The sequence below is a fragment of the Duganella vulcania genome (genome assembly GCF_009857655.1).
Lineage (GTDB): Bacteria > Pseudomonadota > Gammaproteobacteria > Burkholderiales > Burkholderiaceae_D > Rugamonas > Rugamonas vulcania.
Map to the genome: position 1 here is coordinate 39180 of NZ_WWCX01000039.1, position 21564 is coordinate 60743.

The 21564-nt window shown below is 60.7% G+C and carries 18 protein-coding genes; 5 read left to right on the plus strand and 13 right to left on the minus strand.

Translation table 11 applies throughout. The features are described 5' to 3' along the window. From GTP90_RS19980 to ssb, 5 genes are all read right to left on the minus strand, one after another. Entirely contained in the window at window positions 1-468 is a 468-nt protein-coding gene (locus tag GTP90_RS19980) for a hypothetical protein (protein WP_161018097.1), read from the minus strand. Continuing rightward, window positions 461-2518, minus strand: a complete 2058-nt coding sequence (locus GTP90_RS19985) for a hypothetical protein (protein WP_161018096.1) — start codon at window positions 2516-2518, stop codon at window positions 461-463. Before GTP90_RS19985 ends, GTP90_RS19980 begins: the two co-directional genes overlap by 8 nt. After that, on the minus strand, window positions 2511-4112 hold the full coding sequence (locus tag GTP90_RS19990) for a site-specific integrase (RefSeq protein WP_161018095.1): 1602 nt from the start codon (window positions 4110-4112) through the stop codon (window positions 2511-2513). Before GTP90_RS19990 ends, GTP90_RS19985 begins: the two co-directional genes overlap by 8 nt. Beyond that, window positions 4109-5347, minus strand: coding sequence for a tyrosine-type recombinase/integrase (locus GTP90_RS19995; protein WP_161018094.1), 1239 nt, complete (start codon window positions 5345-5347; stop codon window positions 4109-4111). Before GTP90_RS19995 ends, GTP90_RS19990 begins: the two co-directional genes overlap by 4 nt. 139 nt (window positions 5348-5486) lie before the next feature. After that, on the minus strand, window positions 5487-5987 hold the full coding sequence (ssb, locus tag GTP90_RS20000) for a single-stranded DNA-binding protein (RefSeq protein ID WP_161085181.1): 501 nt from the start codon (window positions 5985-5987) through the stop codon (window positions 5487-5489). Window positions 5988-6219: 232 nt separating this feature from the next. On the opposite strand from ssb, the gene uvrA reads away from it, so the two are divergent. From uvrA to GTP90_RS20015, 3 genes are all read left to right on the plus strand, one after another. Further along, complete coding sequence (gene uvrA / locus GTP90_RS20005; RefSeq protein ID WP_161085182.1) at window positions 6220-9066, plus strand: excinuclease ABC subunit UvrA; 2847 nt, start codon at window positions 6220-6222, stop codon at window positions 9064-9066. Between the two features lie 118 nt (window positions 9067-9184). After that, complete coding sequence (locus GTP90_RS20010; RefSeq protein WP_161085183.1) at window positions 9185-10129, plus strand: hypothetical protein; 945 nt, start codon at window positions 9185-9187, stop codon at window positions 10127-10129. Next, window positions 10116-10670, plus strand: a complete 555-nt coding sequence (locus GTP90_RS20015) for a hypothetical protein (protein ID WP_161085184.1) — start codon at window positions 10116-10118, stop codon at window positions 10668-10670. The genes GTP90_RS20010 and GTP90_RS20015 overlap by 14 nt, the downstream gene beginning before the upstream one ends. A 4-nt stretch (window positions 10671-10674) precedes the next feature. Here the strand turns inward: GTP90_RS20015 and GTP90_RS20020 are convergent, their stop codons facing one another. The 6 genes from GTP90_RS20020 to GTP90_RS20045 form a co-directional block, all read right to left on the minus strand. Continuing rightward, window positions 10675-12483: a DUF885 domain-containing protein gene (locus tag GTP90_RS20020; protein WP_161085185.1), complete on the minus strand. Its 1809-nt coding sequence runs from the start codon at window positions 12481-12483 to the stop codon at window positions 10675-10677. Between the two features lie 132 nt (window positions 12484-12615). After that, on the minus strand, window positions 12616-14139 hold the full coding sequence (locus GTP90_RS20025; RefSeq protein ID WP_217432010.1) for a carboxylesterase/lipase family protein: 1524 nt from the start codon (window positions 14137-14139) through the stop codon (window positions 12616-12618). A 113-nt stretch (window positions 14140-14252) separates the two neighbouring features. Continuing rightward, window positions 14253-14870 carry an HAD hydrolase-like protein gene (locus GTP90_RS20030; RefSeq protein WP_161085186.1) on the minus strand — a complete coding sequence of 206 codons (618 nt, stop codon included), beginning with the start codon at window positions 14868-14870 and terminating at the stop codon, window positions 14253-14255. A 7-nt stretch (window positions 14871-14877) separates the two neighbouring features. Next, a complete protein-coding gene (locus tag GTP90_RS20035; protein WP_161085187.1) occupies window positions 14878-15879 on the minus strand; it encodes a hypothetical protein in 1002 nt (333 codons plus the stop codon). A gap of 206 nt (window positions 15880-16085) precedes the next feature. Continuing rightward, on the minus strand, window positions 16086-16703 hold the full coding sequence (locus GTP90_RS20040; RefSeq protein ID WP_161085188.1) for a TetR/AcrR family transcriptional regulator: 618 nt from the start codon (window positions 16701-16703) through the stop codon (window positions 16086-16088). A gap of 100 nt (window positions 16704-16803) precedes the next feature. Continuing rightward, window positions 16804-18672, minus strand: a complete 1869-nt coding sequence (locus GTP90_RS20045) for a phosphoenolpyruvate carboxykinase (GTP) (protein ID WP_161085189.1) — start codon at window positions 18670-18672, stop codon at window positions 16804-16806. 283 nt (window positions 18673-18955) lie between these two features. On the opposite strand from GTP90_RS20045, the gene GTP90_RS20050 reads away from it, so the two are divergent. After that, complete coding sequence (locus GTP90_RS20050; RefSeq protein WP_161085190.1) at window positions 18956-19951, plus strand: D-2-hydroxyacid dehydrogenase family protein; 996 nt, start codon at window positions 18956-18958, stop codon at window positions 19949-19951. On the opposite strand, the gene GTP90_RS20055 is transcribed toward GTP90_RS20050, so the two are convergent. Then, on the minus strand, window positions 19948-20715 hold the full coding sequence (locus tag GTP90_RS20055) for an L-asparaginase (RefSeq protein ID WP_161085191.1): 768 nt from the start codon (window positions 20713-20715) through the stop codon (window positions 19948-19950). The genes GTP90_RS20050 and GTP90_RS20055 overlap by 4 nt on opposite strands. Before the next feature lie 128 nt (window positions 20716-20843). Between GTP90_RS20055 and GTP90_RS20060 the strand changes: the two genes are divergently transcribed. Beyond that, the gene (locus GTP90_RS20060) at window positions 20844-21329 is read left to right on the plus strand and encodes an asparaginase domain-containing protein (RefSeq protein WP_117015400.1); all 486 of its coding nucleotides are present in this window, start codon (window positions 20844-20846) and stop codon (window positions 21327-21329) included. Window positions 21330-21350: 21 nt separating this feature from the next. On the opposite strand, the gene GTP90_RS20065 is transcribed toward GTP90_RS20060, so the two are convergent. After that, the coding region (locus GTP90_RS20065; RefSeq protein WP_217432012.1) for a hypothetical protein at window positions 21351-21564 on the minus strand (214 nt) is incomplete at its 5' end.

Below are 21564 nucleotides of genomic sequence, written 5' to 3' on the forward strand. Positions count from 1 at the left end.
CTACTTGCGCGTCTTCTTCCTAGCCTTCGTAAGAGGAACGACGTTTTCTTCGCTGGTAGCCCTTCGTTGCGCTGGAGGCAATTCTGCGTTCAATTCCTCCGCTGTTAAGTTCTTTTTCTGGGCATTAGAAACCCAGCGGATAAACATTGCACGATGTCTCTGACACTCAAGCTGAAGACGTGCGTTCTCCGCTTCAAGGGTTTCGATTTTCTTCATCAAAGCCGCAACTTGAGGACTCCCAGGAAGAGGCGACTCTTCGCGATTTCGCAGAGCCTTTTGTCGATCTGAAAATGCGTGCGCGATGCGCTCATGGTTAGCGAGAGCTTGCCTCGTGTATTGCGTTGCAATCGATGCCTTGATGGCCGCGATCAACAAATCCCAAGTCAACTTCCCTTGCCACGTATCCAGAAGGTGTTCAATTACCTCAATAACGAGATCATCTATGATACGGCCTCTCGATTTAGCCACGGCTCTTTACCTTTTCCAATAATTTGTTCATGCGAGCAGGCATAGAGATTACCTTTGCTTCGCCCCGCATAGCTTCCGCTTGGTCTAGCCTGGATGCCGGTTTGATACCTGTAAGCTTGACCATTGAACCGTCCGGGATACTTGAGTCAGTCAAAATGGCAATCAGCTTCTTGGCATGATTGAGGGTTTGGCGCTGATGCGCTACCCATCGAGAAGCACCGTAAGCGGAGTCTCTCTCAGCGGCTTCGGCGTTGGCCAGCAATACCTCAGTTTCATCCTTGAAACGAATAAGATTTGCCAACTTCACTTGATCACCCTTAACACAAACAAGCTCATTGCAATTTAGACAGTCTAGATGAATCTGGCATGGCGACGAGGCATAGTCATGCATGCACATGCCATAGTCAGTAATGTGCGCGCTTTTGTACTGGAGGTTCCCAGTAGCCTCGTCTCGCCGTGAGATAACGCGAATCTTTCGAACATTTAAGTCGCCGCCGAATACATTCAAGTTAGATTGAGCAACAACGTCGCGTACTCGACTCACAATTTCTTCGCCAGAAACGTGATCATAAGCAGCATTCTGAAAAACATCCGCACGTCCCGACCACATGGCGATGTCAATCTGTGAAACGTTGTTCGACTGCGCTAACGTGTTCAGATAATGCCTCACTTGATGCGAATTAATGACAACAGGACTACCATCATCCTCAGTGAGGTTAAAGCGCTCAAATATGGTTTGAGCTACGCTACCACTTCCACCAATTCTGGAGGCGATTTGGTCAGAGGTAACGTAATCAATGAGACACTGGTAAGTTCCGAGGGTCGCATCTAACTCAAATCGTCGGCAGGTATACAGCGATTGGCTGAATCGCAAGTCGCCTTCCACATACGGGAAGGATTTTGGGAGCTTATTGATTATTGCCGCTTGAACGTCGCGGAATAAGTACAAGCCCGAACCCGGCTTGACTACTCGAACTTTTTCGCGTCCGCACCAAGCTTTGGCATTATGCTCGTTCACTTTTCCGTAAAGGATTGTACTAATCTCGGACAAGTCAATTTGGTCATTGCCGCGTAGGTATTCCAATGCATCCGGGAGATACACGTCGTTGGGATTGTCTTCGTACCACAACGCGATCTTTCGAGCCTCTTCTGAGGCTTTCGAAAGCATCGCTATAGCTCTTTGCGCCACTTCCACCATCGTCGGAACGATCCAACGGATCTCGTCTCTATATCCTTTAGATGGAGGTAAACGCAGGCCATAATGAGATACTTGGCTCAAATCTGGGGACTCAACTTCGCATCCCACCGCCAGCCTAACAGTCTCATTGATGCGTTGTGGGGCACAATGCAAAAGTGCGAGCGTGGCCCCGACGTATAATTCATCCGGTTCATTCGCGTGACAAAAGAGATGGGCCATAGCCTCAATTGCGCGAGGACTCGGCATTTTCTCAAGTCGGGCTTTTTCGGCCTCAGCCCCAACACGTGTTCCTGAATCACGATTACGGCTTATGCCCTTCCGCCACTGTACTCTGTACGAAACAAACTCATTTTCAATTAGAAAATCACTAATAGCCTGGAGTTCCGCTGCTACGTGCACGGCAACATCATGTGAATATCCGTCAATGATCAATGAGCGTGCATCATCGAGCAAATCATGGCTAATAAGTGTAACTTGCCCATTTAACCCGCGTCGAGTTAAAACCTCATCGATAGCACGGAGAGCAGTCAAGCGGTTGGCCCATGCTGTAGTAGGGCGTAGACTGAAGGAATACCTGAAATATGCCATTGCAAAGGAGCGGTAATTTTCCGACATCGCAGGGATTTCCGCTCCGGCTTTGGCAGCTGCATAACTTGAGAAAATTACGCGAACGTCCTTCTTGCGTCCTTTCAGATGGATCGAATCACTAACATTCCATACAGTATTATCGAACGATATATTTTTTCCAAACGTCACTAAATCATCTCTGCAACGTTGAATAAATAAATCAAGATTTTGCTTGGCGCTCAGATCTGCGCGGCGAGTAAAAACAAAAACGTTTTCATTACTCATCAGAATCACTCTTGGTAATGCCACTTTTTATCAGATTGCATTCACGAATAACACTTCGAATTGCAGATATAGTCAAGTCATTAATTGCAGCAACCCTGGGGCCGGAAGTCGTCAATAGCCGCTCACGTTCCTGCACCAGATGGTCGAGCAATTGTTCATGCGGTCCATCCAACCAAGCTTCAAAATTAAAACAAGTGTAACAAGCAAGAGGCGCACGGAATTTGCAGTCATACTTCGTTCCGCAACTGCCTACCCCACCTCTGGAATGCCGATAGTCGATAATTGTGCTCGATGGGTCTTCCGCTCGCGTAGCGTCCTCTGGACGGATCAGAATCGCCCCTAAAAAAGCACGTGCGATCGGCGCGAGGTCACCACCAATTTGCTCATCGAGCCGATTCGCAATTTCCGGTATCACAGCAACGTAGGCTCCAACGTTTTGTGTATCGCTGTGACCAAGAATCTCGGCGATAACGAGTTCCCCGAATCCCTCTTGAGCAGCACGTGTGCCTAACGTATCCCTAAACCGCCCAATTGCCAGATTCATTGGCTCCATAGTACGCGGGCTGATCGGTGCAATATCGGCTAGAGCTTCTCGAAACGCCCTAGATAAATCAGGAGAGTTCCAATGGCCATTAAACTGTGGATTTAGCTGCTCACGAACTCTATACTCAACCGGGGACGGAAAAAGCGCCGCCTCACTTTTAAGGGTTGGATTTTGGCTAATAACACGCTGGCTATAGCTCCATAATTTCTCACCGAACTGGATCGTCAAAGGACGAGATAAAAACGAATCCCGAATCAATTCGTCTCGCTGCTTGGCTTTCGGAATAAGAATTTCATAACTAACGTCGCCTTGGTCATCAACAGTTCTTATTAAATCTTTTACCTTAAGCGCACAGTATTGGGACACTCGCTGGCCAGTTAAAATTGCAAGCCAAACTAGATAATAAAATTGCTCCTCCAACTGTCGTGTAGCATATGCATTGTTCAGCTCGCTAATTAATTGTTGAAGCTCGTATTCAGTAAATGGGCCATCGACTGGATCAAGAGTTCTGACCGCTTCACCTTTGACATTCCCTTTTTTCTTCACCTTGGATAACAGCTTCACTGCATCTTCTGTCACGCCAGGGTAATCCATTTTTGACCAACGCGTGATAAGTGCGGATAGTTGACCAACTCTGCCGAGTGGATCATTGAGCGAATATTTTCCAATGAAGTTCGAAATATGCCACTGAGAAATTTCATGAATAGGATCTTTAGTAACCTCTGCGATCAAACTTGCCAATCGCGCAAAAGACCGAAATAGATTGATAGCATATGACGGCGAATTTCTTTCGAGCGCGTCAATTAGAACTCTCTTTAAATTAATTATTAAAGGCTCGACCTGAAATGGCAGTGAGGCGAAATTAATAGAGACTGGCGTAACCCCATCAATAAACGACCAATGGATATCTCTTGGATTGATACGACCGCCGCTTCTTAGAATAAGAATCGGAGGCAATTCTTCGCTTATATCTCTCCATTCATCTTTCTCCTGCGAAGAACTAGAAACTCGTGGCAACTCATCATCAAATTTCAAATTATTCTGAATCATTTATTTCCCATCGCATACATTACATCTTGCATTTTCGACATTGCCTCATAACCTAGTTCTTGGACAAATCGAACTGTGTAATTCTCGGCCATTTCAGACTCTTCGCTCCAACCCATAAAATAGTTCCGAGCCTTTTTCTCCTCCGCTGGATTCATCATCTTGGAAGCCACCTCCGAGAAACGGTCATTCCACGTATGTCTTAATATGTGAGCACTAATTGGAGCCAGTGCTGGAAAAGCATTTCTCAATGTTGAAAATAAATAATCTACCGAGTTTAAAGCTAATGGTGCGCCATCGTCGCTTACGATAACAAATGGATGTCGCCTCGCGGCGTCCAAATTATTTCGATCAACCAAATACTGCTTCAACAGCTCAACAAGGCTAGGCCCCATCGGTAGTATTCTCTCAGCCGTTTTGGCTTCAGGCTGACGTTTTCTAGGGTCTTCTGGGTCATCTGGGCGACGCGCAACGAATACCGTATTATCTTTAAAACTTATATCTTTTATTTTCAACCCTAAAAGCTCGCCTTTTCGAATCCCAAAACTAAGCAAGATCCTAATAATTAAGTTATTTCTCTTTCTAACGAACTCACCATTCCAAGGATTTCCAGGTGCAGCGGGGCCGACAACTTCGAGCAACAAAGACTCTTGTTTTTTAGTTATTCCTTTTTTTACCTTTTTGCTCGATTTCTTTGGTGTGCGCGCCTTGAGTGCTTTGATCACTTTCTCCGAAACCGTTTTGAATTCCATGCGATTCTCTGGAGTTTTCAACATAAATACGTAATCGGAAAACCAAGTGATATAAGCAGTTATATAAATCAGCCGACTTGCAGTCGTTCCATTTTTGACCGGCTTAGTGCCATATAAAACTTTACGTCGCAATTTTCCACCGATAGCTGAGACATTGCTATAGGTTTTTGTATTATCCGATTCGGGCAAGTCAGATTTAAAATATTTACATTGAGCGACGAGCGCTTCAACCTCACCGAGCGTGAGTAAATCATTATTTTTTGCCCGCTCCATTAAGTCGAAACCAGCATCGCTGATTGATTCATAGAGGAATTGAACAGCTCTAAGCGCTATGGTTAGAGTGTTGCGTTTGGCTCCTGTTGAGCGTAGAGCGAGAGAGAACGCTGTAGGCTCGTACAGCCCGACACCCGTTGTAGAGTCAATGAGCAATGGCATTTTTTCACCATTCCCCATATCAACCAGGCCAACCTCATACCGTGACATCATCTCGCCATTGTTTACAATATTGGCGACTAGGTTATATGTTGGCTCAAGGCGGTGTCAAGATAAAAGTGTAAACAATGAAAAACGCCTTGCAAATCAATGACTTGCAAGGCGTAGTTTACATCTACTATCTAACTGGGTCTCAGAACGGGATGTCGTCATCCATGTCCGAGAAGTTCGGCGCCGGGCGCGGGGCCGGGCGTGGGGCTGGTGCCGGTGGCGCCATCTGCGGACGCGGGGCCGGGGCCTGGCGCTGCGGCGGGGCTTCGTAGCCGCCGTCGTCCATGCCGGCGTCGCCGCCCATGCCTTGACGGCCACCCAGCATTTGCATCTGCTCGGCGATGATGTCGGTCGCGTATTTCTCGACGCCGTCTTTATCGGTGTACTTGCGGGTCTGCAGGCGGCCTTCGACGTAGACCGACGACCCTTTTTTCAGGTACTGGCCGACGATTTCAGCCAGGCGGCCGAAGAATGAGATGCGGTGCCATTCGGTGAGCTCTTTCTGCTCACCGGTGTTGCGGTCCTTCGATTTGTACGATGTCGCCACAGCAATGTTGGCGATCGCGTCACCGCTGGGCATGTAGCGAATTTCCGGGTCGCGACCCAGATTGCCGACGATGATGACTTTGTTGACTGATGCCATGTATAAAACTCCTGAGTAACGGCGGCCGCCTCAAGCGGGCTGTTTATGTAGTGCGCAAACAGCGATTATAGTCGAACGGGCCACCCACCCGCCAAAATTTGCATTGCAACCGCTCAAGAAAATACTGGTATTATATACAGTGCCGCGACGCCCAAGTTCGATCTGGCGCAAGGTCGGCGCATATATTCAAACCCAGCTATAGTAGCGGGTTGACCCGAAAGGCAAAAAATCCATGGAACAGATCCGCATCCGCGGCGCACGCACGCACAACCTCAAGAACATCAACCTCGACCTGCCGCGCAACAAGCTCATCGTGATCACCGGCCTGTCCGGCTCCGGCAAGTCCTCGCTGGCGTTCGACACGCTGTACGCCGAGGGCCAGCGCCGCTATGTGGAATCGCTGTCGGCCTACGCCCGCCAGTTCCTGCAACTGATGGAAAAGCCGGACGTCGACCTGATCGAGGGCCTGTCGCCGGCCATCTCGATCGAGCAGAAGGCCACCTCGCACAATCCGCGCTCGACGGTGGGCACCGTGACCGAGATCCACGACTACCTGCGCCTGCTGTACGCGCGCGTCGGCACGCCGTACTGCATCAACCACCCGGAGCACGCGCTGGCCGCGCAGACCGTGTCGCAGATGGTGGACGCCGTGCTGGCCATGCCGGAAGGGACCAAGCTGATGATCCTGGCGCCGGTGGTGGCCAACCGCAAGGGCGAGCACTCCGACCTGTTCGAGCAGATGCAGGCGCAGGGCTTCGTGCGCTTCCGCGTGCAGAGCGGCACCCACGACGCCAAGATCTACGAGGTGGACGACCTGCCCAAGCTGAAGAAAACCGAGAAGCACACCATCGACGTGGTGATCGACCGCGTCAAGGTCAGCGCCGACATCAAGCAGCGCCTGGCCGAGAGCTTCGAGACCGCGCTGCGCCTGGCCGACGGCCGCGCCGTGGCATTGGAAATGGACAGCGGCGCGGAGCAGGTATTCTCCAACAAGTTCGCCTGCAACGAGTGCGGCTATTCGCTGCAGGAACTGGAACCGCGCCTGTTCTCGTTCAACAATCCGATGGGCGCCTGCCCCGAATGCGACGGCCTCGGCCACATCGAGTTCTTCGATCCCAAGCGCATCGTCGCCTTCCCCAACCTGTCGCTGGCGTCCGGCGCGGTCAAGGGCTGGGACCGCCGCAACCAGTTCTACTTCCAGATGCTGTCCAACCTGGCGGCCTACTACGAGTTCGACCTGGACCTGCCGTACGAACAGCTGCCCAAGACCGCGCAGGAAGTGATCCTGCACGGCTCGGGCAAGACGCAGATCCCGTTCACCTACGTCAACGAGCGCGGCCGCACGGTGGTCAAGGAGCACGCCTTCGAAGGCGTGGTCACCAACCTGGCGCGCCGCTACCGCGAGACCGACTCGATGGCGGTGAAAGAGGAACTGGCCAAGTTCATCAACGAGAAGAAATGCCCGTCGTGCGACGGCGCTCGGCTGCGGGTCGAGGCGCGCTACGTCAAGGTCGGCACAGGCAAGCAGGAGAAGGCCATCTACGAGATCGCCGAAAAACCTTTGCGCGACACGCTGTCCTTCTTCGAACAACTGAAGCTGAAGGGCGCGAAAAAGGAGATCGCCGACCGCGTGATCAAGGAGATCATCTCGCGCCTGCAGTTCCTCAACAACGTCGGCCTGGACTACCTGTCGCTGGACCGCAGCGCCGACACCCTGTCCGGCGGCGAGGCGCAGCGCATCCGCCTGGCCTCGCAGATCGGCTCCGGCCTGACCGGCGTGATGTACGTGCTCGACGAGCCGTCGATCGGCCTGCACCAGCGCGACAACGACCGCCTGATCGAAACGCTCAAGCACCTGCGCGACATCGGCAACAGCGTGCTGGTGGTGGAGCACGACGAGGACGCGATCCGCACCGCCGACTACATCGTCGACATGGGCAAGGGCGCCGGCGTGCACGGCGGCGACATCATCGCCCAGGGCACGCTGACCGACATCCTGAAGAACAAGAATTCGCTGACGGCCCAGTACCTGAAAGGCACGCTGAAGATCGCCGTGCCGAAGAAGCGCCACGTGGCCGACCCGGACAAGCAGCTGGTGATCACCGGCGCCACCGGCAACAACCTGAAGAAGGTCAACCTGCACCTGCCGGTCGGCCTGATGACGTGCGTGACCGGCGTGTCCGGCTCCGGCAAGTCCTCGCTGATCAACGACACGCTGTACCCGGCGCTGTCGCGCCACCTGTACGGCTCGCAGACCGAGCCGTCGCCGCACGACGCCATCAGCGGCCTGGAGCACTTCGACAAGGTGATCGCGGTCGACCAGGCGCCGATCGGCCGCACGCCGCGCTCGAACCCGGCCACCTACACCGGCCTGTTCACGCCGATCCGCGACCTGTTCGCCACCGTGCCGACCGCCAAGGAGCGCGGCTACAGCGCCGGGCGCTTCTCGTTCAACGTCAAGGGCGGCCGCTGCGAAGCGTGCCAGGGCGACGGCGTGATCAAGGTCGAGATGCACTTCCTGCCGGACGTGTACGTGCCGTGCGACGTCTGCCACGGCAAGCGCTACAACCGCGAAACGCTGGAAGTGCAGTACAAGGGCAAGAACATCACCGAGATCCTCGACATGACGGTCGAGGATGCGCACGAGTTCTTCAAGCCGGTGCCGCTGATCGCGCGCAAGCTGCACACGCTGCTGGACGTGGGCCTGGGCTACATCAAGCTGGGGCAGAGCGCCACCACGCTGTCGGGCGGCGAGGCGCAGCGCGTCAAGCTGTCGCTGGAGCTGTCCAAGCGCGACACCGGCCGCACCTTGTACATCCTGGACGAGCCGACCACCGGCCTGCACTTCCACGACATCGATTTGCTGCTGAAGGTGATCCACCGCCTGCGCGACCAGGGCAACACGCTGGTCATCATCGAGCACAACCTGGACGTGATCAAGACGGCCGACTGGATCGTCGACCTGGGACCGGAAGGCGGCGCGGGCGGCGGCAAGATCATCGCCGCCGGCACGCCGGAAGACGTGGCGGCCAACCCCGCCAGCGTGACCGGCAAGTACCTGGTGCCGCTGCTGAAGTAACGCGGTCGCCGCCGCGCAACGCGGCGGCGCCCCTCCGCTCACCCATCTTGATTTAGGGCAATTCGCCCCGCGCCAGCCTCAAGGACAATGCAGCAATGCATCTTCCTTGGGGACTGCCATGCGTTTCACCGAAAACAGCTTTGGCCGGATTATCCTGGCGCTGGGCGCCGTTGCCTTGGCCAGTGTCGCGCTGACTGCGTACACGACGCAAACCAACGAGTACGAACAGCAGATGGAGTTCGTCAAAAAATACTACAACGAGTACCTTTCCGTCCCCGACGGGCAACGCCGGCCGCCGCCCGAGGCGTATTTTTCGCGGCAGCTGGCCCAGCTGCTAGCCACCCGGCGACAGCTCTGCGAAAGGCTGGCGCGAGATGGCGGCCGCTGCGACGATATCGCGGAGACATTGAGCCCCACCGCGGCTTCAGATGCGGGCGGCTTCACCTTCGACAAAGCCGGACTGCGGGAGGTCCATTTCGGAGGCACCACTGTTGACGTCCTCGACAAACCCCCATCCGAGGACAGCATTCCCGTCGGACGGCGCTACCTGTTGGTCAAGCAGGCGGAGGGCTGGCGCGTGGCAAATATCCTGTACAGCCGTTGGGGCTATTTTTCCACCGACAACAGCATGCGCCAGGACGTCGAGGAAGATATCCAAAGCCGGCTCTTCAGGGCAGGGGACATCCAAGTCACCGCCGGCAAGGTCTTTCAAGTACTGAAGAATGAGAATACGCTGGCCGACGCCGAGCGCTACATCAAATACCCGGTTCAGTTGTGCGGCAAAGACGGCCTCTGTTCGACCGCGCAAAAGGATGACCCGAAAGTACGCCAGACCATCGCCGACTGGCATGCGGCCCACTACAACCGGGTCGGCGACGATCCCGACGACGATCACCGTTTCGTCATCCCTACGATGGCCCGCGTCCCGGCCGAGCCGGCAGAGGAAGGCAAGGTCGTTGTCCTGGATGCCCTGAGCTACACCTTTCAGGACCAGGCCTGGTGGATCAGCAAAATCGATTTGAGCAAAGTCATCGTCTCGGGAGCCCGTCATGTCATTCAATAAAAAACACTACCTGCCCATCGCCGCAGTGGCGGGCGCCACGGCCATCGCGGTGGCGTCGCTGATGGCCTACAAGGCCCGCTCGGAGCGGCAGCAGGTCGATTTCATCACCCGGTTCTACAGCAGCCACCTCGGCGATACGCGGCGCGCGCCGCCGCCACCCGGCACCTTCTACTCGACCGAACTGGAAGACCTGCTGGCCACCAACCACGAGCTGTGCGGCAAGCTGGCGCGCAACGACGGGACTTGCGGCCACGATGCCGATGGCGACGGCCTCCTGAACCTCGGCAAGGCCAGCTTCAAGGCGGCCTACGCGGGCAACGGCAACGTCGATGTGTCCTTCAACGCCGTCCCCGGCCAGGGCGACAATTACCGGCGCAAGATACGCTTCGTGCTGACACTGGAAGACGCCGGCTGGCGTGTGGACGACATGCTGTTCGGCGCCAACGCGTTGCGGCGCGACGTCCAGCATGAAAATGAAACGCTGCTGGCCCGTCCCCGGACCAGCAGCGGAACGACAACAAGGGCGGCGTCGCCGCCTTGAGCGCTTACTGCGCGGTGACGCGGGTCTGCTTCTGCTTCTCCGCGCTCACCCAGTCCTTGATGTGCGACTCCAGCACGTCCATCGGCAACGCGCCCGCGCCCAGCACCTGGTCGTGGAAGGTGCGGATGTCGAAGCCGCTGCCCAGCTCTTTACGCGCATAGTCGCGCAGCTCAAGTATCTTCAGCTGGCCGATCTTGTAGCCCAGCGCCTGGCCTGGCCACACGATGTAGCGGTCGGTCTCGCTCTGCACTTCCACTTCCTCGATGCCCGAGTGGTCGTGGAAGAAGTCCACCACCTGCTGGCGGTTCCACTTCTTGTAGTGCAGGCCGGTGTCCACCACCAGGCGGATCGCGCGCAGCATCTCGTCCTGCAGGTGGCCGTAGTAGCTGTAGGGATCCTTGTAGAAGCCCAGCTCCTCGCCCAGCCGCTCCGAGTACAGCGCCCAGCCCTCGGCGTAGGCGGTGTAGTTGCCCTGCTGGCGGAAGGTCGGCAAGCCTTCGATCTCCTGCGCGATGGTCAGCTGCATGTGGTGGCCCGGCACGCCTTCGTGCAGCGCTGTGGTCTCGATGTCGATGGTCGAGCGGTGCGCGAAGTCACCGGTGTTGACCATCACCCGGCCGGCGCGCTTGCCGTCCGGCGAACCGGGCATGTAGGCCGCGGCGGACGCGCCCTTCTCGCGGAACTCCTCGACCGGCTTGATCTCCACTTTACCCTTCGGCAGCACGCCGAACTGCTGCGACAACTGGGTGTACATCTGGTCCGTGTATTTCTGGTACAGGTCGATGATCTCCTGGCGCGATTTCGGATGCAGCTCCGGCTTGGCGGCCACCGCCTTGTTGAAGCTCTTCAGGTCCTGGTAGCCCAGCTTCTGCGCGGTCGCCAGCATCAGCCCTTCGATGCGCTTGACCTCGGACAGGCCCAGTTGATGGATCTCCTCCGGCGACATGGCGGTGGTGGTCGAGGACTTGGCCTTGTACGCGTAGCGCGCCGCGCCATCCGGCAGCGACCACATGCCGACGTCGGTGCGGCCATACGGCGCGTACCGGGTCTTGGTGTAGACCGCCAGCTTCCGGTAGGCCGGGATCACGTCCTTCTGCACCGCCGCCAGCACCTCCTTGCTCAGGCGCGCCTTGTCGGCGGCCGAGAACTCTTTCGGGAATTTCTTCAGCGGCTCGGCGAACGGCGAATCGGCCGGCTTCATGGCCGCCACGTCCTCGCACTGCTTGACGATTTTCGGGATCAGGAATTTCGGCGGCATCAGCTTGTCGTGCACGCCGTTCTCCATCTGCACGCGGGTCTCGTCGAACAGCTTGGGCAGCGCGTGCAGGCGCGCGATGTAGTCCTCGTAGTCCTTGACGGTCTCGAACGGCAGCGCCGACACCAGCTGCGGCGTGTCGATGTGGATGCCGGAGTTCTGCGCCAGCGGCATCTCCCATTCCTTGAAGCGCCCGCCTTCGACGCTCTGGCGCAGCTGGCGCACCATCAGTTCGCGGTTCAGCTGTTCCTGCAGCGGGAAGCCGGTGGTGTCGATGGCCTCGAAGCGCTTGAGGAAGTCGGCCGTCACCTTGAGGTCGGCGTCGATGCCGGCCTGCGAGAAGTCCGACCATTTGTCGTTGTAGCGCTTGTCGCCCAGCAGCGAGGCCCATTCCGGGCTGGAGCGCATCGTGTATTCCCACTGTTCCTTGATCAGGGAGTTCAGCGCCTCGCGGCGGCCGGCCAGGTCGGGTGCCGGGGTGTCGGCATGGGCCACGCCCAGGATCAGGGAAAACAACAGGGCGCTGGCGACGCCGATACGGGTGGTTGCAGTTGTCATGTCTAGAGGCCTATCGGAAAAATGTTGAGCATGCACTGTATGCCGCCCCGCCGCGCCAGGCGCGCGGATTGAGACGGAATGTTAAAACACGGTCATGGAATGCATTTTTCGCGGATCGGCAGGACAGGCCGGCTAGTCGCCGCGCAGCGGTCCGGTCTCGCTCAGGTCCGGCAGCGGATGGGCCTTGAGCTGCGCCGCGCCGCCGATGCGCAGGATGGACGCCGCGCCGCCGTCGTAGGCCGGCCAGGCCGGCAAGCCCTTGCCGTTCGGGCTGCCGGTGCGGGCGAAGGCGACCCAGGTGTCGGCCAGCCTGGCCGCCAGTTGCCGGTCCGCCGCGCTCCACGTGCGCTTATCGGTGTGGAGATTGTCGAACACGTAGGGGATTTCGGCGCCATGGCCGGCGCCGCAGCCGTAGCCGCACGGCGTGGCCGGCTCGGCCGGCTGGTGCGCGAAGAAGTAGGCATAGGCCTTGGACTGGCCGTGGCGCGCCTGCAGGCCCGCCCAGTGCGTCATGCGCCAGCCCCACCAGTCGTTGGTCAGTTGCACGATGGAGGCGCGGGCCTGGGCATCCGTGGCGCCGGGATAGGCGGCCAGCAGCGCGGCCGACGGCGGATGGCCCACCAGCCTGGCCACCAGCTCACGGTGGCCGGCCGCCGTGAAGTCGCCGATGCCGAGGATTTCCGGCGCCAGGTCCTTGCCCTCCTCGGCGTTCCAGCCGACCAGCAGCGGCACGTCGTTCTGGCGGTGGTTGCGGTAGATCGTGGTCAGGTCTTCGCGCAGCACGTGGCCGTCGACCAGCGTGCGCGGCGACCAGGCCAGCTGTTGCAGCGAGGCGGCATCCATCGCGCGCAGATCGGCCAGGTGCGGCGCGAGGGCCGCGCCTTGCGCCTCGGCGGTCTTGCGGTCGAACTGGGCGTCTTCGGCGGGTTCGATGGGCATGGCGTCGTTGCCGCTTTCCGCGATGGCGCGCTGGAACAGGCCCTTGGCCAGCGGCGACGCCACCAGGATGGCGACCGACTCGCCGCCGGCCGATTCGCCCACGATGGTCACGCGGGACGGGTCGCCGCCGAAGACAGCAATGTTGTCGCGCACCCAGCGCAGCGCGGCGATCTGGTCCTGGATGCCCTGGTTGCCGGACGCATGGTCGGGCGATTGCGCCGACAGCTCCGGATGGGCCAGGAAGCCGAAGATGCCGAGCCGGTAGTTCAGCGTGACGACGATGGCGCCGCGCCGGGCCAGGTTGGCGCCGTCGTACAGCGGCTGCGCGGCCGTGCCGCCGTAATAGCCGCCGCCGTGGATCCAGACGATGACCGGCAGCCTGGCAACGCGCGCGGGCGCCCACAGGTTGAGGTAGAGGCAGTCTTCGCTCTTGGGATTGGTGACCCAGGGCGCGGATTGCGCGCACGCGGCGGAGAACTCGCGCGCCTGCCGCACGCCCGTCCACGGCGCCACCGGCTGCGGCGCCTGCCAGCGCAGCGCGCCCACCGGCGGCGCGGCGTAGGGGATGCCGAGGTAGCTCCGCATGTCGCCGTCGCGCAGGCCGGCGATGGCGCCGCCCGTCACGCTGACCGGCGCGGTGGTGGCTTGGGTGGCATGCGCAGGCAAGGCCGCCGCGCACACGGCGGCCAGGGCGATCGCACGGAAAGGCCTCATCATCGTTCTCCAGGTTGCCGTGCCGCGCACGGGGGAGTGCGCAAGACTACCTGCTTTCCGCGCCGCCGCAGGTATGAATTTCCCCAACCGGGGTTTCGAAATTTAACAACACCGGCCTAGGCGAGCAGTTCGTCCACCTGCCGGAACACGCGCGCCGGCCGCTCGGCGATCAGCGCCTCGATGTTGTTGAAGCCCCAGGCCACGGCGCCGAAGTCGATGCCGGCTTCGGCCGAGACCCTGGCGTCGCGGATCTCGTCGCCGATCAGCAGCGTGTGCTCGCGCGCCACGCCGGTGGCGGCCAGCACCTTGCGGATCTTGGGCAGCTTGCCGAACAGCGAGGCGCCGCATTCGAAGCGGCAAAACAGCGCGGCCAGTTCCGGCCCCAGCACGTTGACCACGTTGTCGCGCGAGTTGGAGCTGACCACGGCCAGCAGCACGCCGCGCGCCTTCAACGCGCGCAGCACCCCGGCCATGCCGTCGAACAGGCGGATGCCGGCCACGCTGCGCCCCATCGCAGAACGCATGAAGGTGGCGATGGCCGGCACCTTCCACAGCGGGATCTGGTGCAGCGCCATCATCTGGCGGGCGTCGAGCTGGCGCAGCGCGTGGTGGCGGCCGCGGTCCATGCGCCGGAAGCCGTACTTGTCGGCGGCCTGGTCGAACACGTCGAGGAACACCGGCAGCGTGTCGGCCAGCGTGCCGTCGAAATCGAAGATGATCAGTTGCGGGTTCAAACCGGCGCTACGCAATCTCGAGGTCGGATAGCGGAAAATCGCGATGGCCGGTATGCAGCGGCTCCGCGCGGATCTGCGCGATCGGCGCGCCGGCGCCGCCGTCGGTCATGCGGCGCACCTTGTCCACCAGCGCCAGCGTGGCCGCCGGCGTGTGCTCGCTTTCAAGGATGGCTTCCATGGTGCGCAACATGATCCAGGGATCGATGTCTTCGCGCCGTCCGGCCGCGTCCTCCGGCGCCACGGTCTTGACGCGGAAATGGTATTGGCCCTGCTGCAGCTGCTGCTTGACCAGCGCGGTGATGTAGCCGGCGTCGGCGCGCGCGGCGCGCGGCTTGACCAGGTTAAAGGTCGGCAGCGCCTGGCGCGCTACGTCATGCAGCAGGGCGGCCTGCCAGATATCGTTGGGCAAGGTGGCAAAGACGTGGCGCGGGTCGTAGCGTTCGCGCATGCGCTCGAGCACATCGCGCGACAGCACCACGCTGGCGCCGCTGACGAAGGTCAGGCCGTTGAAGGCTTCGGGCCCATTGAGCCGGGCCAGCGGGCCGGCGTAGCAGTTGACGGGGTCGAGCTGGTCGAGCACCGTGCACAGGCCGCGGAAATCGACCACCGAGGTCACCGTGGTCTGGTACAGGAAGAACGGCCCTTCGCGGTTGCGCAGCACGTAGTCCTGCGCCAGCACCTGCCGGTAAATCCAGCGCGCGTTCTCGGACTGCGACCAGACGCCGCTGTTGCTGTAGCCGGCATCGCCCTGGAAGCCGTCGCCGATGCCGACCAGCAAGTCGCGGCCTTCGGACACGACCTCGCCGCGTTTGAGCTTGTTCGACCAGCGCGGGAAAATGAGTTCGATGCCGGGGAAGTGGGTGGCGTAGAACTCCCACAGCGCGCGGGCGCGCCGGAACACCGGCAGCTCGTCGCCATAGCCCATCATGACGACCAGGTCGGGACGTTTGGTGTGCTCGATGCGCTCCAGCAGGCTGGCCTGTTCGCCGGTGTGGGTTTTGATTTCCATCGGCCGATTGTAATCAAATTCCCCGGCTTAAAACAGCATAAAGTCGTCGTTGTTATTTGGCAGCGACCTGAGCGTGCGGCTGAAGGGCCGGCACAGCAGGTAGATCGCGAGCGGCAAGAGGAACAGGACGGTTTTCATAGCGGGCTCCTTTTCGCACAGGTGTGCGAAATTAGTTTCAAGAAAACCGCAGACGGGCTGCGGCAGGTTTATTCCATGTCGTTGAAGCTTTTGTAGGTCGAGATCAGCCGGCTGAAGGCGCGCTGCATGTGGCGCCTGGCCTGCTCGTCGCGCAGGAAACGGGTGTCATGGATCAGCCCCACGATCAGGCTGTAGATTTCGTAGACCAGCTGGCCGGCGTCGGTGTCGGGCCGCAGGTGGCCCAGCTCCATCGCCTGCAGGATGGTCTTGCGCAGCGCGGCGCGCCAGGCCGCCACGCCCTGCTGCAGGCGGTCGCGCAGCGGGCCGTCCTGGTCGTCGAACTCGAAGGCGCCGGCGCTGTACAGGCAGGCGTTGCGCAGGCTCTCGTCGCAGGCGCGCTGCGACCAGGCGGCGACCATGGCCAGCAGCCGCGGCAAACCCTTGGGCTGCTGCAGCGCAGGCAGGAACACCTGCTGCGCAAAGCGGCGGTCGTATTCGTCCAGCACGGCGGCCTGCAGCGTCTCGAGCGAGCCGACGCGCGAAAACACGCCGCTCTTGCTGATGCCGGTGCGCTTGGCCAGCTCGCCCAGCGACAGCTTGCCGATGCCCTCGGCCGCCGCCATGTCCAGCGCGGCGTCGATGATGGTGGCGAAGGTGGCTTCGCTTTTGGCGGTCAGGGTGTCCATGGACCGAACTTTAGCACACCCGTGCGAAACTGCAAGCAAAAAAATCCCCGTGTGCCATTGCATGCGCACACGGGGCTTTTTTCGGTCTCCTCCGGCCGGCTTATCGTGCCAGGCGCTTCTCCAACTCAGCCTTGACGGCGGTCAGTTCGGTCGGCAGATGGTAGGCCAGTTTGGCGAACAGTTCATCGTGCAGTTTCAATTCTTCGCGCCAGGCGTCCTTGTCGATCGAGGTGATCGTTTCGAACTCTTCCGGCGAGAACGGGATGCCGTCCCACTTCAGGTCGCCGAAGCGCGGGGTGGTGCCGAAGATGTTCTCGATGCCGCCCGCCTTGCCTTCGATGCGTTCCAGCATCCACTTCAGCACGCGCATATTGTCGCCGAAGCCAGGCCAGACGAAGTGGCCCTGCTCGTCGGTGCGGAACCAGTTGACGCAGTAGATCTTCGGCAGCGCGGCGGCGTTGAGCTTGCCCAGCTGCTCGCCCATGTTCAGCCAGTGCTGGAAGTAGTCGCTCATGTTGTAGCCCATGAACGGCAGCATCGCGAACGGATCGCGGCGCACCACGCCCATCTGGCCGGCGGCGGCGGCGGTGGTTTCCGAACCCATGGTCGCGGCCATGTACACGCCTTCGACCCAGTTGCGCGCCTCGGTCACCAGCGGCACGGTGGTCGAGCGGCGGCCGCCGAAGATGAAGGCCGAGATCGGCACGCCGGCCGGATCGTCCCAGGCCGGATCGATCACCGGGTTCTGGGTGGCGGCCACGGTGAAGCGGGCGTTCGGGTGGGCGGCCTTGGTGCCGGAGGCCGGCGTCCAGTCCTTGCCCTGCCAGTCGATCAGGTGCGCAGGCGCTTCCTTGGTCAGGCCTTCCCACCAGATGTCGCCGTCGTCGGTCAGCGCGACGTTGGTGAAGATGGTGTCCGAACCCAGCGAGGCCATGCAGTTGGAGTTGGTGCGGGTGTTGGTGCCCGGCGCCACGCCGAAGTAGCCCGCTTCCGGGTTGATCGCGTACAGGCGGCCGTCGGCGCCCGGCTTGATCCAGGCGATGTCGTCGCCGATGGTGGTGACTTTCCAGCCGTCGAAGCTTGCCGGCGGGATCAGCATGGCGAAGTTGGTCTTGCCGCAGGCCGATGGGAAGGCTGCCGCGACGTAGTGCTTCTTGCCTTCCGGCGATTCGACGCCGAGGATCAGCATGTGTTCCGCCAGCCAGCCCTTGCCGTCAACCGCGGCGGCCTGGTGGCCCATGTTGGAGGCGATGCGCAGCGCGAAGCACTTCTTGCCCAGTAGCGCGTTGCCGCCGTAGCCGGAACCGTAGGACCAGATTTCGCGGGTCTCGGGGAAGTGCACGATGTACTTGGTGGCGTTGCACGGCCAGGCGACATCCTTCTGGCCGGCGGTCAGCGGCGCGCCGACGGTGTGCACGCACGGCACGAACTCGCCGTCGGTGCCCAGCACGTCGTACACGGCCTTGCCCATGCGGGTCATGATGCGCATGTTGACCGCCACGTATGGCGAGTCCGACAGTTCAACGCCGATGTGGGCGATCGGCGAGCCCAGCGGGCCCATCGAGAACGGCACCACGTACATCGTGCGGCCGGCCATGCAGCCGTCGAACAGCGGGTTGAGCGTGGCGCGCATGTCGGCCGGGGCCATCCAGTTGTTGGTCGGGCCGGCTTCTTCCTTGGTATTGGAGCAGATGAAGGTGCGGTCTTCGACGCGGGCGACGTCGGTCGGGTCGGAGCAGGCCAGGTAGGAGTTCGGACGCTTTTCCTGGTTCAGCTTTTTCATGGTGCCGGCGGCAACCATCTCGCCGCACAGGCGGTCGTATTCTTCCTGCGTGCCGTCGCACCAGTAGATGCGCGCCGGCTTGGTCAGGGCGGCGATCTCGGCCACCCAGTTGATCAACTTTTGCTGCTTGATGTAAGCTGGGACGTTGAGCAGTGCTGCAACGCCACCCATGACGGGTTGATTCATACTACCTCCAATGCTAATTAAAATTCTGCGGTGCGGCAGGATCGTCGTCAGCTTTTGGCTTGCGCTCAGAGGCCCATTTGAAATGGGTCGGCGGGGTCACGGCGGTCTTGCGCGGCCTGGATTCATGATCGACAGGTCTGTTTTTTGAGGCGATTGTACACCCGTCAACAGCCGTTCCAGTCAAAAATGTAGGAGAATTAGTTGAGTAAAGTAGTAAGCTATTCAGGTTCTCTTGCAAGCCGTTATTTCCCTACGAAATTCCCTATAAGATCGGTCATCTCCCATGAAAATTGCGATTCTCGACGATTACCAGAATGCCACGGCCACGCTCGGATGCTTTGATTTATTGCGTGGACACGACGTTAAAGTGTTCAACAACTCGGCCCGCGGGCTGGGCCAGCTGGCCATCCGGCTGGCGCCGTTCGACGCGCTGGTGCTGATCCGCGAACGCACCGTCCTCAACCGCGCGCTGCTGGCCAAGCTGCCCAACCTCAAGCTCATTTCGCAGACCGGCAAGCTGGCCGGCCACGTCGACGTCGAGGCCGCCACCGGGCTGGGCATCGCGATCGCCGAGGGCGTCGGCTCGCCCACCGCGCCGGCCGAGCTGACCTGGGCGCTGATCATGGCGGCCGCGCGCAAGATCGTGCCGTACGCGACCAATTTGAAAGACGGCCTGTGGCAGACGGCCTCCATCAATCCGCAGTTGAATGGCCTGGGCGTGGTGCTCAAGGGCCGCACGCTGGGCATCTGGGGCTACGGCAAGATCGGCCAGATGGTGGCCGGCTATGGCCGCGCCTTCGGCATGAAGGTGGTGGTGTGGGGCAGCCAGTCCAGTCGCGACAAGGCGGTGGCCGACGGCCATGCGGCGGCGGCCTCGCGCGAGGCGCTGTTCGGGGAATCGGATGTGCTGAGCCTGCACCTGCGGCTGCATCCGGACACGCGCGGCATCGTCACCGCCGAGGACCTGGCGCGCATGAAACCGAGCGCGCTGTTCGTCAACACCAGCCGCGCCGAGCTGGTGCAGCCGGACGCGCTGGAACAGGCGCTGCCGCAGGGCCGGCCCGGCTACGCGGCGCTGGACGTTTTCCCGTCCGAGCCGCTGGCGGCCGACAGCCCGCTGCTGCGCATGCCGACCGTGCTGGCCACGCCGCACCTGGGCTACGTGGAGCAGGACAGCTACGAGCTGTACTTCCACCACGCGTTCCAGAACATCGTCGATTTCGCGGCCGGCAGCTGCGACAAGATCAACAACCCCGGCTACCTGGCCAACGCGCGCTAGTCGGCCTGCTCGGGCACTTCCGGCAGGCCGGTCAGGTTGATGCGCGGCGCGGGCATGGCGTGCACCTTGCTCCACAGCCCGGCCCAGCCGGGCGGCCAGGCGATGTCCGGCCCGGCGTACGGCGGCAAGGTGGCGCGCACCGGCACCACCGGCACCGGCGGCATGTCGACCAGCGGACCGCCGTCGGGACGCTGCATGTCCAGGCTGTACATATAGCCCGGCAGCAGCGCGTCGCACACATTGGCGAACCACGCGGTGTGGTCCTCGTCGCGGTCCAGCGCCTGCGCCAGGCCCTGCGGGTCGAAACGGGCCAGCGCGTGCACCAGCTCCTCGGTGCTGGCGCCGGGCGAGTCGCCCCAGCCCATCACCGGATTGACGTTGTAGTCCGCGCCCGAGCCGTACCAGCCCTCGCGCCACGAGCGCTGCATCCAGTCGCGCTGGCCGGTGAACAAATGCCAGCGCCAGTGCAGCCCGGACGGCTTGGGCCAGGAATACAGGTACAGCCGCTGGTAGCCGGCCTGGTGCAGCGCGCGCACCAGCGCCATCAGGCGCGCGTGCGGCATGCGGTCGGGCGGCGCGCGGCGGAACAGGATGGCCTCGCCGTCGGCGAACTGCACCTCGTCGGTGGACAGGTTCAGGTCCAGCGTCCGCGCCTCGCTGCCGAAACGGGCCGAGATCCAGCCGGTCAGCAGATTGACCGACGTGATGACGCCGTAGCCGCGATGGCGGTGGAAAATGACGGTTCCGGGGGCAAGGGCTTTCATGGGATCGAAACGAACAAAGAAACCAGTGTAGACATAGTATGCCCAAGTTTCCAGCCCATGGCGGGACTCTTTTCAGCTTGCGGTTTGGGTTATGATGCAGATCATTTTAACCAGCTTGAGCTTTCATCATGACCTTGCGCATCCTCGCCACCGGCGGAACCTTCGACAAACACTACAACGAACTGAACGGCACCCTGGGCTTTGCCGACAGCCATGTGCCGGCCTTGCTGGCGCGCTGCCGCCTGACGGTGGACGTGGCGCTGGAACAGTTGCCGCTGATGGATTCGCTGGACATGGTGGACGCCGACCGCGAGCGCATCCTGGCCTCGTGCCGCGCCGCCAGCGAGAAGGCGATCGTCATCATCCACGGCACCGACACCATGCCGCAGACGGCCGCCGTGCTGGGACCGGCCGGCCTGGGCCAGACCATCGTGCTGACCGGCGCCATGATTCCCTACGAGATCGCCAATTCCGACGCGATGTTCAACCTGGGCTTCGCGGCCGGCGTGGCGCAGACCCTGCCGCCGGGCGTGTACGTGGCCATGAACGGCAAGATCTTCGCGTGGGATAACGTGCAGAAAAACAAGGCGGCTGGAGTGTTCCAGCCGCTTTGAGGCAACGCCGCCAGGCTGCGCTTATTTGCGCGGCGCCGCCAGCAAGTCCTTCGCTTCCGGCGCCAGGCTAGCCACACGCAAGCCATCCGGCGCGGCCAGCATGCCCGCCCCCTCCTTCAACGCGCCCGGCATCGACAAGGCGGACGATGGCGCCGCCGGCGCCGGCTGCCCGGCGCTGAAGGCGGCCAGCGCCTCCACCATGCCGCCCACCCGCGTGCGCAGCGTCGGCGACGCC

Coding starts and splice junctions, on each gene's coding strand:
- GTP90_RS20060 (WP_117015400.1), top strand. CDS start 20,844: ATGACCTTGCGCATCCTCGCCACCGGCGGAACCTTCGACAAACACTAC.
- GTP90_RS20010 (WP_161085183.1), top strand. CDS start 9,185: ATGCGTTTCACCGAAAACAGCTTTGGCCGGATTATCCTGGCGCTGGGC.
- ssb (WP_161085181.1), bottom strand. CDS start 5,987: ATGGCATCAGTCAACAAAGTCATCATCGTCGGCAATCTGGGTCGCGAC.
- GTP90_RS20020 (WP_161085185.1), bottom strand. CDS start 12,483: ATGACAACTGCAACCACCCGTATCGGCGTCGCCAGCGCCCTGTTGTTT.
- uvrA (WP_161085182.1), top strand. CDS start 6,220: ATGGAACAGATCCGCATCCGCGGCGCACGCACGCACAACCTCAAGAAC.
- GTP90_RS20035 (WP_161085187.1), bottom strand. CDS start 15,879: ATGGAAATCAAAACCCACACCGGCGAACAGGCCAGCCTGCTGGAGCGC.
- GTP90_RS20055 (WP_161085191.1), bottom strand. CDS start 20,715: ATGAAAGCCCTTGCCCCCGGAACCGTCATTTTCCACCGCCATCGCGGC.
- GTP90_RS20025 (WP_217432010.1), bottom strand. CDS start 14,139: ATGATGAGGCCTTTCCGTGCGATCGCCCTGGCCGCCGTGTGCGCGGCG.
- GTP90_RS20015 (WP_161085184.1), top strand. CDS start 10,116: ATGTCATTCAATAAAAAACACTACCTGCCCATCGCCGCAGTGGCGGGC.
- GTP90_RS20045 (WP_161085189.1), bottom strand. CDS start 18,672: ATGAATCAACCCGTCATGGGTGGCGTTGCAGCACTGCTCAACGTCCCA.
- GTP90_RS19985 (WP_161018096.1), bottom strand. CDS start 2,518: ATGAGTAATGAAAACGTTTTTGTTTTTACTCGCCGCGCAGATCTGAGC.
- GTP90_RS19995 (WP_161018094.1), bottom strand. CDS start 5,347: ATGATGTCACGGTATGAGGTTGGCCTGGTTGATATGGGGAATGGTGAA.
- GTP90_RS20050 (WP_161085190.1), top strand. CDS start 18,956: ATGAAAATTGCGATTCTCGACGATTACCAGAATGCCACGGCCACGCTC.
- GTP90_RS19990 (WP_161018095.1), bottom strand. CDS start 4,112: ATGATTCAGAATAATTTGAAATTTGATGATGAGTTGCCACGAGTTTCT.
- GTP90_RS20040 (WP_161085188.1), bottom strand. CDS start 16,703: ATGGACACCCTGACCGCCAAAAGCGAAGCCACCTTCGCCACCATCATC.